Annotated in this window: 8 protein-coding genes; 3 read left to right on the top strand and 5 right to left on the bottom strand. The window is 68.0% G+C overall.

The window, feature by feature from the left end; genetic code table 11:
* The first annotated feature begins 4 nt into the window (after positions 1-4).
* Positions 5-1,108 carry an outer membrane protein assembly factor BamB family protein gene (locus AC5JJ2_RS24915; RefSeq protein WP_495860754.1) on the top strand — a complete coding sequence of 368 codons (1,104 nt, stop codon included), beginning with the start codon at positions 5-7 and terminating at the stop codon, positions 1,106-1,108.
* Positions 1,109-1,199: 91 nt separating this feature from the next.
* On the opposite strand, the gene sugE is transcribed toward AC5JJ2_RS24915, so the two are convergent.
* From sugE to AC5JJ2_RS24900, 3 genes are all read right to left on the bottom strand, one after another.
* Positions 1,200-1,559: a quaternary ammonium compound efflux SMR transporter SugE gene (gene sugE, locus AC5JJ2_RS24910; protein ID WP_495860753.1), complete on the bottom strand. Its 360-nt coding sequence runs from the start codon at positions 1,557-1,559 to the stop codon at positions 1,200-1,202.
* 106 nt (positions 1,560-1,665) lie between these two features.
* Positions 1,666-2,964 (bottom strand): DUF1552 domain-containing protein, encoded by a 1,299-nt coding sequence (locus tag AC5JJ2_RS24905; protein ID WP_495860752.1) that lies wholly within the window; start codon positions 2,962-2,964, stop codon positions 1,666-1,668.
* Positions 2,965-2,982: 18 nt separating this feature from the next.
* Positions 2,983-7,095: a DUF1592 domain-containing protein gene (locus AC5JJ2_RS24900; protein ID WP_495860751.1), complete on the bottom strand. Its 4,113-nt coding sequence runs from the start codon at positions 7,093-7,095 to the stop codon at positions 2,983-2,985.
* A 183-nt stretch (positions 7,096-7,278) separates the two neighbouring features.
* Between AC5JJ2_RS24900 and AC5JJ2_RS24895 the strand changes: the two genes are divergently transcribed.
* Entirely contained in the window at positions 7,279-8,070 is a 792-nt protein-coding gene (locus AC5JJ2_RS24895; protein WP_495860750.1) for a hypothetical protein, read from the top strand.
* Positions 8,071-8,133: 63 nt separating this feature from the next.
* Here AC5JJ2_RS24895 and AC5JJ2_RS24890 read toward each other — a convergent pair whose 3' ends face one another.
* Complete coding sequence (locus AC5JJ2_RS24890) at positions 8,134-10,623, bottom strand: DUF1553 domain-containing protein (RefSeq protein ID WP_495860749.1); 2,490 nt, start codon at positions 10,621-10,623, stop codon at positions 8,134-8,136.
* A 131-nt stretch (positions 10,624-10,754) separates the two neighbouring features.
* On the opposite strand from AC5JJ2_RS24890, the gene AC5JJ2_RS24885 reads away from it, so the two are divergent.
* Entirely contained in the window at positions 10,755-11,480 is a 726-nt protein-coding gene (locus AC5JJ2_RS24885) for a hypothetical protein (protein WP_495860748.1), read from the top strand.
* On the opposite strand, the gene AC5JJ2_RS24880 is transcribed toward AC5JJ2_RS24885, so the two are convergent.
* Complete coding sequence (locus tag AC5JJ2_RS24880) at positions 11,462-14,581, bottom strand: protein kinase domain-containing protein (RefSeq protein ID WP_495860747.1); 3,120 nt, start codon at positions 14,579-14,581, stop codon at positions 11,462-11,464. The genes AC5JJ2_RS24885 and AC5JJ2_RS24880 overlap by 19 nt on opposite strands.
* Positions 14,582-14,722: the final 141 nt, after the last annotated feature.

Below are 14,722 nucleotides of genomic sequence, written 5' to 3'. Positions count from 1 at the left end.
CCCGATGACCCGCTTCCTCCTTTCGCTCGCGCTCCTTTCAATCCCCTTCATCCCCCTCACGGCCGACGACTGGCCCGTCTTCCGCGGCACGCCGGAAGGCGTCGGGGTGGCGAACGCGAAGCTGCCGGACCAACTCCAGGAGCGGTGGACGTTCAAGACCGGCAACGCCATCGAGGGTGCGGTCGCCATCGTGAACGGCGTCGTCTACGTCGGCTCGGCGGACAAGCACGTCTACGCCATCGACCTGAAGACCGGCCAACAAAAGTGGAAGGCCCCGCTCGGGTCCACCGTGTCCGCGTCGCCGGCCGTCCGCAAGGACCGGGTGTACGTCGGCACGACCGACGGCAAGCTCGTCTGCCTGACGGCCGCGGACGGCAAGCCGGTCTGGGAGTTCGCCGTCGAGGGGGCGATCAAGTCCGGCGTCAACTTCCACGGCGAGAACGTGCTGCTCGGCTCCCGCGACATCCCGCTCTACTGCGTCGGGCCGGACGGCAAGAAGGTGTGGGAGTTCCCGATCGACGGCGGGTCGAACGGCACGCCCACGGTCGTCGGCGACCGGACGTTCGTGGCCGGGTGCGACAGCATCTTTCACGTCCTCGACGCCAAGACCGGCAAGGAACTCGGCCAAGTGAACCTCGACGACCAGGCGGCCGCGACGCCATCCGTGGTCGGCGACTTCGCGTACTTCGGAACGATGGGCAAGTCGCAGGTGGTGGCCATCGACCTGAAGAACATGAAGAAGGTCTGGACGTTCGAGGCCCCGCGGCGGCAGCAGCCGTTTTACGCCTCGGCCGCGACGACGGAGAAGCTCGTCGTCATCGGCAGCCAGGATAAGAAGGTGTACGCCATCGACCGGCAGCTCGGCACGGGGCGGTGGGACTTCACGACCGACGGGCAGGTGGACGGGTCGCCGGTCGTCGTCGGCGAACGGGTGTACGTCGGCTGCCTGTCGAACGACGGCAACTTCTACGTCCTGGACCTGAAGACCGGCAAGAAGGTGCAAGAGATCAACCTCGACAGCGCCGTGACCGGCTCCCCGGCCGTCGGCCCCGACTGCGTGCTCGTCGGGACCGACAAAGGGACGCTCTACTGCTTCGGGTCAAAGTAGTAGGCACACTCCGTGTGCCGTTTGCTGTGGGTCGCAGCGACTCCGTGAAGGCGCTCGCGGCAGGAAGGAAACGGCACACGGAGTGTGCCTACTATGGCCGCCCTTCGATTCGATCATTTCCTCCTTGTTTGACGGCCGGCGCGGTCAGCTTCAACCCGACGATGCCGAAAACGATTAACCCGACGCAAATCAACCGGGCCGCGCTCGCGGACTCGCCGAACAGCGTGATGCCGAGCAGTACCGTGCCGACCGCGCCAATGCCGGTCCACACGGCGTAGGCCGTGCCGATGGGCAGCGTGCGGAGCGAGACGCCGAGCAGGAACAGGCTCACGACCATCGCGGCGACCGTGCCGACGCTCGGCCAGAGCCGGGTGAACCCGTGGCTGTACTTCAGCCCCACCGCCCAACCGATCTCGAACAGCCCTGCGAAGAGGAGGTAGACCCAGCCCATAACGCACCTCGCGTTGGTGCGGGGTCGTCCCCACGAAAAAGGGAAACCCGCGGCAGGTCGTCCGGCCGCGGGAGGCGGTTGAAGATACCGACTCGCTGTTGAAGCCTTACAGTTCGTTCAGCATCTCCTTCGCGTCGCCGAACGCGCCGGGGCGGACGTTCATCTTGTCCATCATCGACAGGTACAGCCGACACATCTGGCGGTTCGGCTTGTCGCGGTAATTCAGCACCTTGCCGCCGGCGACCCGCCCGCCGCCGCGGCCGACCATCACGACCGGCAGTTGGCTGTTGTCGTGGCTGCCGGTCATCATGCTCGACAGGAACAGCAGCATCGAGTTGTCGAGCACCGTCCGCTCGCCTTCCTGAATGGCGTCGAGCTTCTTCGCGACGTAGGCGAGCTGCTCGACGAAGAACTGGTTGACTTTCAGCCAGTCGGCCGTGTCCGAGTGGGACAGAAGGTGGTGGATCATGTAATCGACGCCGAGGTGCGGGAACCGCAGCGACGAGTGGTCGTTGTTCAGTTTCAGCGTGCAAACCCGCGTCGTGTCGGTCTGGAAGCCGAGGACGAGGATGTCGCACATCAGCCGCATGTGGTCGGCGACGTTCTGCGGCAGCCCGTCCTTCGGCCGTGGCATGTTCGGCTTGGTGAGTGTCGGCCGCCAGCCCTGCAACTCGCCCTTCTTCCCGGCCGTGTCGATCCGCTGCTCCACGTCGCGGACCGAGTCGAGGTACTCGTCGAGCTTCCGCTGGTCGCCGCTGCTGATGTCCTTGCGGAAGTCCTTCGCGTCGGCGAGGACGGCGTCGAGGACGCTCTTGTCCCCCTTCTGCGCGCCGTCCTTGAACAGCCGGTCGAACGCGAGGGCCGGGTAGAGTTCGAGCGGCGTCGGCGTCGTCGGCGAGGTCCACGAGACGTGCGAGCTGTACAGCATCGAGTAGTTCTTGTGGACCGACGGGTTCGCCGCCTCGCACGCCAGCACGAGACTCGGAACCTTCGTCGTGCGGCCGTAGGTCTGCGCGACGAGTTGGTCGAAACTCGTGCCGGAGCGGATGTCGCCGCCGGAGGCGAGCGGCGCGCCGGACAGCAGGTTGCCGGTCTGCGAGCTGTGGATGTTCCCCTTCAGGGCCTCGGCGTTGTAGAGGCCGCCGATGAACGTCGTCTTCTCGCGGAGGTCGGCGAGCGGCTTCAGGACTTGGCCGAACTCCAGCGTGTTGCCCTCGCCGCGGGCCCACCACTCCTTGCCGTGGAACCCGTTCCCGGCGAAGAACACGGCGACGCGGACCGGGGCGTCGCTCGCCTTCGCCTTCGGCTCGTCGCCCCAGACGCGGACGGATTCGAGCCACGGCAGGGCCATCGTGACGCCGACGCCGCGGAGCATCGCCCGGCGGGAGAGAACGTGGGTGGACATGATTGCCTCGGTTGAAGGTTAGTCTTCGGTCGTGTTTTGGCTGCCGCGAATCTCGCGGAACTGCTTGCTTCGGACGATCGCTTCCAGCGCCACGCCGACGCGGTAGCCGTTCGCCTTGAGCCGCTCCTGCATCTCGTCGAGCAGCGGCTCGTCCGACAACTGCACGCCGCGGCCGAGGGCGTAGCCGAGCAGCTTCTTGCAGAACTGCCGGACGAATGCGTCCTTCCGCGTGGTGAGGAGGTAGGTCCGTAGGCCGTCGATGCCGTCGAACTTCGCGCCGTCCATCGTCGTCACGTTCGTGTCGATCGGCCGGTCGCCGAGGTCCTTCTCCCGCCGCCGGCCGATGGCGTCGTACCGCTCCAGGGCGAACCCGTAGGCGTCGATCCGCTTGTGGCAGACGGCACACTTCGGGTCCGTCGTGTGTTTCTCGACCAACTGCCGGACGGTCAGCCCGGCCGTCGCGGATTCGTCGTCCGGCAACTGCGGTACGTCCTTCGGCGGCCGCGGTAACTTCTCGCCGAGCAGCACCTCGGACACCCAGTTGCCGCGCAAGATCGGACTTGTCCGCGACGCGCCGGACTGCGTCGTGAGCGTCGTCGCGAGGCCGAGGATGCCGCCGCGGCCGTGCTTCTTCGCTTCGTCGATCCGCCGCCACTCCGGGCCGGTTACGCCGGGGATGCCGTAATGCTTGGCAAGCGACTCATTCACGAACGTGTGGTCGGCATCCAGCAAATCGAGGACCGACCGGTCGTTCTGGAAGAAGTCGGTGAAGAAGCGGACCGTCTCCTCGTACATGTCGCCGCGGAGGGCCGTGAACGTCGGGAAATGACGCTCGCTCTTTTCGTTCAGTTGGTCGAAGTTATTGACGTGCAGCCACTGGCACGCGAACTCGGTCGCCAGCCGCCGGGTGCGGCCGTCGGCGAGCATCCGCTTGATCTGCCGCACCGACTCGCCCGCGTCGGTCGGCTTCGCGGCCCACAGGTCGGGGTCGGGGGCGGACGACCAGAGGAAGTAGCTGAGGCGGGTAGCGAGTTCCGCGTCCGTCACCGCCACGGCGTCCTTCGCCGGTCCCGGCTTCTCGATACGGTAGAGGAACGCGGGCGAAACAAGGACGCGGGCGAGCGTCAGCCGGATCGCCTCGTCGTGCGGCAACTCCGCGCGGAGCTTGCGGTACAAGCCCGTGAGTTCCTCCCCCTCCTTCGCTGTCAGCGGCCGACGGTATGCGCGGCCGGCGAAGTCGAGGACGGCGTTGAGATGTTTCGGCTCGGCGTCCACGAGTTGCTTGCGGAACGTGGCCGCGCGGTCGTGGATCGGCTTCCGCAGCGGCTCGAACAGCTTCGGGTTGCTGTCCTGGGTGGCGAACTCCATGAGTTGCTGGAAGGCGTCCACGCTGGTCAGCGCGTCCTGGCTGACGAAGTGCAGTTCCTCCCAGAGCCGGTCGAGCCGCACCCGCTCGGCGTCCGTCAGCATTAACTTGGCGAGGCGGTCGTCCTCGCGGTAGTAGAGGGTCAACGTGACCACTTCATCGACCGGCACGATCTTCGTGTAGCAGGCCGCGGGCGGGAAAAAGTCGCGGAACTGGTCGAACTGAGCCGCGAGACGCTTACGGGCGGGACCGCTCTCGGCGACGAGGACCGGCAGGCCCGGCTCCAGCGAAGTCGTGGATGGCTTGGCGGCCGACGCCCGGAGTTGCACGCTCGCGGCGTCGCCAACGGGAACGCCGGCGGTGACGAGTTCGTACCCGGCGGCGAGGTCGGCGGGCAGCCGCACTTCAACAACACTTGGGGCCTTCACGCACAGGCTGTTCGCGTCCACTGCGCCGCCGGCCGGGTGCTTGCCGAACAGGGCCGGGTCGATGCCCCACTCGTTCGTCTCGGTGAGTTTCACGTCCGCGGCCGGCGAGAGATTGCCGAACAACGGCCCGGAGAGGGAGCGGAGTTGACGGCATAACACGCCGTCTGGCGTGTCGCCGTTCGCAGGGGCGAGCCCGAGCAGCATTTTTTGAAACGATTCCGCGAGTTTCACCTTCTCGCCGGGCTGGTCAGCGTTCACCCAACGGTCGAGGATCGAATCCGTCGGGACGACGAACCCGGCGTCGCCGGCCGCGGCCACCGGCTCGGTGTAGAAGTGCCACGCGGCCTTGTTGCCGTGCGCGTCGGCGTGCGGGTTGCCCGCGAGGATGTCGCCGGACACGTCCTTCGCCAGGTCCCACGTCTTGTCGCCGGCCGTTAGCGTGAGGTTCACGCCGGTCAGGTCGCAGGCGTGGTTGCCGTCCCGCGGGCCGATCAGCAGCGCGATCAGGTCGTTCGGCCGCACCAGGACCTTCTCGACGGCCGGAATCTTCTGCTCGCGGCCGCCCTGCGCGGTCCCCGCGGCGAGCCGCCGGCGGGTCGCGCCGCGGCGGTGTTCGAGCACCCAGGTCACGCCGTTACCGCACTCAGGATGCGCGTGAGCCACTTTCACTTCGACCCTCATCGTCGCGGTCGTCGCGCTCTGCCAGCCGACGGCGGTTTGCAGTTCCGGGGCCGGGTGGACCACGACCGAGTGCGGGTTCGCGTTGCCGGGGATGCGCACGTGTGTGTCCGAAGAGTTCGCGAGAATCATCGGCGTCTCCGGGCTGCCCCAGCCGTTGATGAACGCGTACCCGCCGACGCGAGGCAGCTTCGTCTTGAAGTGGCTCTGAATCGCCACCGACCCGCCGTCGCCGACGCCGAGGTAGGCCAGCCACGCGCGCAGGACGCCTTCGTCCAGGTCGTGCTTCTTCGCAAGCGTCGCCGGATCGACACTGGCCTTCGCCACCGCGACTTCGCCGGCGGCGCGGAGATAATCTGCGGTTTTCTCCAACGCCTTCGTGCGGCGGGCGGTGCGGTCTTGCACGACGGCGCGCACGTCCTTCAGCAGGATCGTCGGCTTGTTCGCGGCGAGCAGCTTCGGCTGCTGCCACGTCACGAAGTCCGGGTCGTTGCCGTCGCCGGCGTCGGACGCCGCGAGGTAGAAGCGGACCTCGTCGCCGGTCGCGGGCGGGAGCTTGAACCGAACGTCCTGCCGCGGGACGAGCGGGTTCACCGGTTCGAGCCACGCCTTCGGGCCGTCCAGCTTTCCGATGTGTCCGACGCTGTTGAACTTCCACAGCGCCGCCTGCCACCGCTCGATGTCGGCCATGATAGCGGCCGTGTCGTCCGGCGTCGCGGTGGCCCACCGCTTCCGCAAGTCCGTCAGCAAAAGCGACGGCTCCGCGGTCGTGAACGTGTCCCACACGGCCGCGAGGTACTTCGCGCTCAAGCCGTGGTCCTTCGCCGCCTGGTCGAGCGACTTCCGGTTCGCCCGGATCGCGTCGCGCTCGACGATCGTGGCGCGGACGTACTTCTCGACCGGCAGCCGGCCGCCCTCCTTGCCGTCCCATACCAGCCCTTGCAGGCTGACCTTCGACCCGACGCCGGCGTCGGTGTACCGGTTGTAGGTCGCGCGGATGTCCGCCAGGATTTCGTTCGTCCAGTCGCGGCGGGTGGCACTCGGTGAAAACCGCAGGCCGTCCGGCAGCAGGACCGCATGGGCGGCGACCCCCTTCGCGGCATCGAGATACTTCGTGAGCAGCGTCGGCGACATGACGAGGGCATTGCCGGTGTTCGTGAACCCCTCCCCGGCCGCCCCGTCTACCGGGAACTCCTTCGCCGGCGTCAGCGCCGGCACGCCGGTCAGGTCGCGGAGCGTGTACGTGTACTCGGCGTTGCTCAGCCGCCGCAGCACGACGCGGCCGGGGTCGCCGGCGTGCGCGCGGGCCTCGTCCTTGAGGAACGCCTTCACCCACGTCTTGAGTTTCGTCCGCTCGTCGTCGGTGGGCTGCTTCGCTTCCGGCGGCGGCATCTGGCCGGAGTCGAGCATCTCGGCCACCTTCTGCCACACCTTCGTGCCCTTCCGCACGTCGGCGAGCGTCGCGAACGTCTGCAGATTCACGTCCGCCTCCTGCCGCTTGTCCGAGTGGCAGTTCTGGCAGTACCGGGTGACGAGCGGGCGGACGGTCTTGGCGTAGTCGTCGGCGGGGTCGGCCGCGGTCGTGGCGGGGCGCGGGCCAGACGAGAGATAGCCGACGGCGAGGGCCAACAACCCGGCCGGGAGAACGAAGCGGTTCAAGGGGGCACGCTCCGGGGAGAACGAGCGAACACGGCGGGTGGGATTCGAGACCGTGGGGTTATCGTACACGGAAAATATCGCACGGGAAAATGGAACCCGGACGCGAAGATTGATCTTTTACCGAACGGGCCGTTTGCGTAAACTTCGCCACTGGACGACCCACCCCGCGTGGACGGATACGCGATGACGACCACCCCCTCGGCCAACGACCTGACCCGGCAACAACTCGAAGAGTTGGACGCCCTCCTCCAGCGGATGCTCGCCTTGCCGACGCCGACGACGGAGCCGAAGCCCGTTGCGATGCCGGCCGAGCTACCGCTGCCGCCGGTCGGCGAGTCGTGGCGGGTGGACCGGCCGACGCCGGCGGCCCCCAAACAACCTTACGTCGCGGCCCCGTTGACCGTGCCGAGCTTCGCGTCGCCGGAGGAAGCGGCGGCGGACGAGGTCGATCTCACGGCGATGCCGGAGCCGATCGACGTCACCCGCCACGAGGCCCCGGTCACGAGCAAGTACCTGCTGCCGCCGGACCCGCCGGAGCCGGCCGAGCCGACGCCGCCGACGGTGTCGAACGACGCGATGTTCGCGACGCCAACGGTCCCGGTCACGCCGTCGCTGCCGTACTGCCCGCCGGCGGAAGTGCCGCTCGTCGCGGCGGTCGAGATGCCGCAGTTCGGCCGGATCAAACTGGATGAGATCAACGTCAACCCGCTGCCGATGCCGTCGAACGACCCGGAGCCGACGACGACGGTGGAACCGCCGGCGGAGGCCGCGGCGACCGCCGGCGTGCCGGTGCTGGCGTGGCCGGTGTACGCGGTGAACTGGGTGGCCGAGGAGTGCCTGAAGGTGTTCGGCGGCGAGTCGCTGACGCACCCGTCCGCGAAGTGGGCGATGGGCCTCGCCGGCATGGTGATGATGGCGGCCGCGGGTGTGTGGACGGCCCACGGGTACGGTGTCGTGACGCTGCCGATCAAGTAACTCCCCACGATCAAAAAAACGAAGCCCGGCCGTTCGGCCGGGCTTCTTCCTTTCACTTCGTGATCAATGGCGGAACAGGAATTCCCGCGTGTTGATGACGGCCCACAGCACGTCCTCCCACGCCTTCCGCTTGTCGGCCCCCTTCGCGATGTGTCCGAGGGCGACCTTCTTCTCGTCGTCGAACGCCGGCCGGGCCAGCGCCGCGTGGTAAATCTCGTCCAGAATCTCGGCCTCCGACTTCTTCGCCGTCAGCAGCGTGCCGAGGCGGTTCGCCGCGTTGCGGACCTTCTCGTTCACGGTCGGGCCGTTGATGAGCTGCAGCGCCTGGCCGAGGTTGCCGTCGCTCTCGCGTTCGCACTCACACGCTAGTTCCCGCGCCGGCTGGCCGAACGCCTTCAGGAACGGGTGGTTCACCTCGCCGTCCACAAGTTGCACGGCCCGCGTCCCGGCCGGCAGCCCGGCGAACTTCTCCGGCACGGCCGTCACGTCGCACAGCGCGTCGAGCAGTTGCTCGGCCGTCAGCAGCTTCGTGACGGCGTGCGAGAAGTACTTCGCGTCGTCCTTGTTCGTCTCGTTCGGCACGGCCGACAGTTGATACGTCCGCGAGGTCATGATCGTCTTCACGAGTTGCCGCAGGTCGAACTTTTTCGCCGCGAAGTCCTTCGCCAGCGCGTCGAGCAATTCGTCGTTGCTCGACGGGTTCGAGTCGCGGAAGTCGTCCACCGGGTCCACGATCCCCTTGCCCATCAGGTGGAACCAGACGCGGTTCACGACGCTCTTGGCGAAGAACGGGTTGCCCGGCGACGTGAGCCACTCGGCCAGCACCTCGCGGCGGTCTTGGCCGGGCTTTACGTCCGCGTCGCCGACGCTGATGTACCGCGGCTTCATCACCTTCCCGGTCCGCGGCTGCGTCACCTCGCCCTCGCGGGCCGTGAACACGACCTCGGCCGCCGTCGCCGCGTTCGCCTTCGCGACGCCCGGCTCCGGCTTCTGCTTCACGCGGGCGAACCACGCCGCGAACCCGTAGTAGTCGTCCTGCGTCCACCGCTCGAACGGGTGGTTGTGGCATTTCGCGCACTGCATCCGCACGCCCATAAACAGTTGGGCCGTGCTCTCTGCCAAGCTCTGCGGGTCCTTCGCGATCCGGTAGTAGTTCGCCGGCGGGTTGTTGAACGTGTTCCCGTCCGCCGTCAGCAACTCCCGCACCATAACGTCGATCGGCGTGTTCGTGGCGATCTTGTTGCGAAGCCACTCGTGGAACGCGTGCGACCCCTTGAGCTGGATCGTCTTCCGGCTCGACCGCAGGATGTCCGCCCACTTCAGCGTCCAGAAGTCCGAGAACTCCGGCTGTTGAATCAGATGGTCCACCAGCTTCGCCCGCTTGTCCGCGGCCTTGTCCGTCAGGAACGCCTTCGACTCGTCGATGGTCGGCAGTCGGCCGATGCTGTCGAGGTACGCCCGGCGGACGAACTCGTAGTCGGTGCAAACGTCGGACGGTAGGATCGTCATCTGCTTCAGCTTCGCGAAGACGTGCGTGTCCACGTAGTTCGCTTCCGGCGTCTTCGGCCACTGGAACCCCTCGCGGGGTTCGAGGAACATGAGCCGGACGGACACCATCTCTTCGAGGTAGCGGCACAGGATGGCCACTTCGCCGGGCCGCTTGAACTCGACGAGGCCGGTCGGCGTCACGTCGGCCACGGCCGGGTCGCTGCTGCTGAAGTTCGTCAGCCGGGTCACGTCGCGGGCCTTCTTGTCCGCGAACGTGGCGACGACCGCGAGTTGCTGCCACTTCGCCGGGGCGAGCTGCACCCGCGAGCCGGGGAGTACCGTCACGGACTGCACGGCCGGCAACGTCGGGGCGTCGTCCTGCATCCCCTCGCCGAGCCACGCGGCGACCATCTCGGCCGGCAGGCTGCTCGGCCCGAACCGCGACCCGCCCTCGTGCGGCACGCGGCCCATGCCCTTCAGCAGGAACAGGCTGCCCATCGGGTTGTGCTTGTCCGACCGGCGGCCGAACTGCTCGCGGCTGAGTTGCAGGTAGTCCGCCGCCGGGTCGAACCCGCGAAGGCTGAGCTTGAACCCGTTCTTCCCGCTCGGCGTGCCGTGGCACGCGCCCATGTTGCACCCGCCGACGTTCAGCGCGGCGACCACGTCGTGCCGGAAGCTGGCCGGCGTCGCCTCGGAAATCTTGGAGACGGTGATCGTCGCCGTCGCGGTCTGGCTGCCGGCGGTGATCGTCAGCTTCGCCGTGCCGTCCTTCTTCCCGCGGAGGAACAGGCCGTCCGAAACTTCCACGATCCCGGCCGGCTCGACCTTCACGTCAACGGCGGGCGTCAGGTCGCGGAGCTGGCCGTTCGCGTACTGCCCGGTGACGACGAGCTGTCGGGCGTCGCGGACGCCGGTAAGGGTGACGGTATTCGGGCTAATCTGCAGGCCGGTCGGCTGGCCGATCAGGTCTTTCCGCTCGCCCTCGACGGGCGGCAGGGCGAACGCGGCAGGCACGGCCGACAGGAGCAGGACGAGCGCGAGCGAAACGCGGCGGAGGGAAGGCATGGAAACCCTCGAGGCGGGACCGGGTTCGGGTCGCGGGAGCGACGCTGGCAGGAGAACCCGTTTGATTAAGATGGATTCTAGCCCCGAATACGTCTGGGTGCGAGAGGAAAGTTTTTCGGACCGGAGGCCGGATGAGCGAACCCGTCACCGCCGTGGCGCTGGACCCGAACGAACTGCTCCTGGAAGGGACGGTCGAAATCCGGCCGTGCCGCGTCTGTCGGATTCGGCTGACGACCACTTCGGGGAACCTCGGCAAACTCGTGGCATGCCCCGGCTGCGGGTGTGCCGAACGGGCGCTGGCCGCGGAGGGGCCGTTCGTGACCGTGGCCCAGCCGCTCGTCCCGCTCGAGGTAGTGGATCGAACCGGGAGCACGGAGCCAACCGCCGCGCCGGTGATGCCGTACCGCCGGCTCGACCCGTTCGACGATTGTAGCCCGATGGTCGATGCCGTCGGGCAGCTGCTCTGGGTGTCCGCCGCGTTCCTCGTCGTCGGCGCGATTTACTCGGCCGCGAGTTTCTGGAAGCGGGCCGAGGGTGAGGAAATGGCCGTGTACGCCGCGGCCGCGGTCCGTCTCGTGGTGGCCGGGCTGAACGTCCTCGCCAGCGGCGGCGTGACGGCCCGGCACGGCTGGGGCTGGTGGTTGGGAATTCTTTCTTCGCTCGGCGTGTTGGCCGTCGGCGGGTGGACGCTGCGTGAACGGACCGTGCGGCCGGGCCACGCGGCCGGGCAGTTCGACTTTGCCGTCCTGTTGGAAATGCCGTCGCTGCTGATCGGCGTCTTCGCCCTCGTCGTCCTCGTTGCGCCGCGGTACGCGGCCGAGTTCCGCCGGCCGGCCGGTCAGGCCGGGACCATGTAGGTTCCCACCAACTCGTCATACGGCCCCTGGTGGGTGTACCGCAGCCCGACGATCAGGTAGCCGAGGAACGTCACCACGGTCAGCATCACGAACCCGAGCCGGACGTACACCCAGTCGGGGTGTAGGGCCTGGACCCAGGTGTTCAACAGAAGCACGATCAACATCGGCGCGCCGATCACGACCTCGCGGAGGGCGCACACCCACCGGCCCGCCGGGCGGCCGTCGCGGCGGACGAGGGCGATCCCGGACAGCAGGTACGACACACCACCGCGGAACGCGAACGCGAACGCGGCGAACACGACGACGATCAGCACCAGGAGGAACGAGTCGCCGGCCGCGTGAACCCGCCGGGCCTCCCCCTCGACCGCCTCCGGGTTATTCCGCCCGCCGGCGGCGAGCAGCAGCCGGTATTCGGCCACGGCGTGGTACTCCGGCTGCCGGAACAGTTCGTCCGGCGCGTTCTGGAACGCGCTCAAGCTGTCGGCCAACACGCGCTCCGGCCGGCTCAACGTCTCCCGTTGATTTTGCAACCGCTCGACCGCGCGGGCGTGCTCCGTGGCCAGGGCCGCTTTCATGCCGGGCAGGTGTTCCGGGGCCAGCACGTCCCGGAGGAACGGGCTGTTCTCACGCCACGCGGCCACGACTTCGGGCGAATCGAGGGCGTGCAGGACGGCCAGCGTCTGCTTCGCGGCCTCGTCGGCCCGGACGGCGTACCGGACGCAGAACCCCAGGGACAGGACGACGGCCGCGAACAGCGCCCACCCGGAGATCGCGAGTACGAGGCCGAGGTGGGCCGTCCGCATCCCGCTCGTCACCTCCGGCTGGTGGGCGTGGCTGGCGAGTAGCTCCTCGTGCATGGCCAAGAGCGTCGGCGGGTCGTCCGCCCGGAACAGCCGCTCGACCACCCGCGTCGCGTGCGGCGGGAGCGGCGACTCGATGCCGGTCCCCGACGGCTTCACGCCCCCTTCGAGCGTGACGGCGGCCACCTGCCGGACCAATTCCAATGCGTTCGGCGACGCGGGCACGGCCTTGAGCCGCTTCGGCGGGATCGGGAATTCCAACAGGTGAACACGGCCGTTCGGCTCGACCCACAAGTGATCGACGCCCAGCCGGGCCGGCGTGCTGCCGTCCGCCTCGCTGTCCTGGAGTTCCAGCACGACCTGTTCGAGGACCATCCGGGCGTCGGCCCACGACAGCAGGTGTTCCTTCGTGACGACATCGACGAGCGGCGCGCCGGTCGGGGCCACGAACGCGACCCACCCGTAGGCCCCGTCGTTCCAGACCAGTTCGCCGGTACTCACGGCCCGCAACCGCCCCGGCCGCACGGGGGACGGCGGCAGCCCGTCCGGGAGCAGCTTCGCCGGGCGGACCCACAACAGAATCCGCCGGTTCAGCGACTCGTCCTCGGCGACCCACACGGCCGCGCCGTCCGCGAGGTCCTGGAGTCGCCCGCGGACGGAGAACCCGCCGACGACGGCCGGCAGTTGCGGGTCGGCCGTCGGGTGTTCCAACGGGTTCTCGAACTGGCTCTTCAGCCGCGGCCGGTGCTCGCTCCGCGGCCGCTGCACGACCCGGCAGCCGCTCGCGTAGTCGTGGACGCCCTGCTGCGTGCTCGATTGCTTCCGCTGAAGGAACAGCCCGACGACGCCCGCGAACAGGACGGCGACGCCGACGACCGGCCCGACGGCGGGCACGAGCATCAAGACGCCGGCGAGCATCAACAGCGCGACGACGATGACGTGGAACACGACCGTGCGGGTCAACGCCGGGCCGGGGCCGGGCCGCCCGACCTGGCCGAGCCGGGTCGCCCGCAGGCGGAACAGCAGCTTGCCGACGGTCGAGCCGAACCACCCTTCCGAGACGGTGAAGTACGCGATGAGGATGGCAAGGAACAGCCAGTCCCCCTCGATCCCGTCCGCGACGCTCGGCTTCGCGACGATCAAGTCGTACAGCACGACGAACGGGATCGTGAGGAACAGGATGCAGAACATCACGTCGATCAGGTACGCGGACACGAGGTCGCGCATCCGCGGCGGCCGCTGCCGTTCCGGCAGCACGTCCTGCAGCGCGTCGCGGAATTCCTCCAGGCTCCCGTACCGCCGGTTGCGGTCGCGGTCGAGCGCCCGGAACACGATCCGCTCGACTTCCCGCGGCACGTCCGGCCGCTGCGCCCGGATCGACGGCGGCGGCTCGGAGATCGCCTTCGCCAACGCCGCCGTCATGCTCGTGTGGTGGTGCGGCGGCCGGCCGACGAGCAAGTAGTACAACGTTGCCGCCACCGAGTACACGTCCGAGTCGTAGCTAACTTCGTCGCCGCGGATTTGCTCCGGCGAGGCGAACAGGACCGTGCCGAGGAAAGCGCCGGAACTCGTGAGGTGCTTCTGCTGGTGGCGGCTGTCGAGCGACTTCGACAGGCCGAAGTCGCCGATCTTCACCCGGTCGTCGTCCGTCAGGAAGCAGTTCGACGGCTTCACGTCCCGGTGGAGCATCCCGAGTCGGTGCGCCTCGATGAGGCCGTCGAGCACGTCCAGGATGCGGTGGACGGCCCGGTCCCATGCCATCGGGCCGCGCTTGTCCACGAGGTCCTTGAGCGTGCTACCGGGCATCAGCTCCATGACGATGAACGGCCGCCCCTCGTCGGCGTCCACGCCGTACACGAACACGCACCGCGGGTGGCTGATCTGGCTGGCGAGGCGGCCCTCCTGCTTGAACCGCTCGACCGAGGTCGGGTTCGTCACGAGCTTCGGCGACAGCAGCTTGAGAGCGACCCGCTCGCCGCTGTCGTCGGATTCGGCCTCGAACACCTGCCCCATCCCGCCGGTCCCGAGCTTGCGGAGCAACCGGTAGCACCCCACCCGCTCGGGCGGCGGCGGGTCGGGTTGCGGCTCCGGGTGGGACGTGGTGCGGTAGTCGGTAGTGAGGTCCGGGTCAGAAACCGGATCGAGGATGAGGGTGGGGGATTCGGACGCGGCGCTGGAGTCGCCGACGTTCGCGAGGCCGCGGATGCGGGTGTCGTCGAGGGGCTTGCCGCAATACATGCAGAACCGCGCGTCCGTTTGCTCGGAGAGGGACCGCTCGCAGTTCGGACACGTCTTCAACATGACGGCTCGGGAGAGATTCGTTGGTGAAACTCTAATCTTTGAATGGCCGAATCGACAAGGTAGGTCGGTCCTAATGATTTTTGTTTCACTCTTTCGCACCGCGGATACGGTATACTTTTCCTTACCTACGGCTTGTTCAGT

It is taken from the genome of Limnoglobus sp. (assembly GCF_059499385.1).
This window is presented reverse-complemented; position numbering and strand designations above follow the sequence as displayed.

Excerpts from the sequence above, each read along its gene's own strand:
- AC5JJ2_RS24915 (WP_495860754.1), top strand. The coding sequence starts at position 5 with ATGACCCGCTTCCTCCTTTCGCTCGCGCTCCTTTCAATCCCCTTCATC.
- sugE (WP_495860753.1), bottom strand. The coding sequence starts at position 1,559 with ATGGGCTGGGTCTACCTCCTCTTCGCAGGGCTGTTCGAGATCGGTTGG.
- AC5JJ2_RS24905 (WP_495860752.1), bottom strand. The coding sequence starts at position 2,964 with ATGTCCACCCACGTTCTCTCCCGCCGGGCGATGCTCCGCGGCGTCGGC.
- AC5JJ2_RS24895 (WP_495860750.1), top strand. The coding sequence starts at position 7,279 with ATGACGACCACCCCCTCGGCCAACGACCTGACCCGGCAACAACTCGAA.
- AC5JJ2_RS24890 (WP_495860749.1), bottom strand. The coding sequence starts at position 10,623 with ATGCCTTCCCTCCGCCGCGTTTCGCTCGCGCTCGTCCTGCTCCTGTCG.
- AC5JJ2_RS24885 (WP_495860748.1), top strand. The coding sequence starts at position 10,755 with ATGAGCGAACCCGTCACCGCCGTGGCGCTGGACCCGAACGAACTGCTC.
- AC5JJ2_RS24880 (WP_495860747.1), bottom strand. The coding sequence starts at position 14,581 with ATGTTGAAGACGTGTCCGAACTGCGAGCGGTCCCTCTCCGAGCAAACG.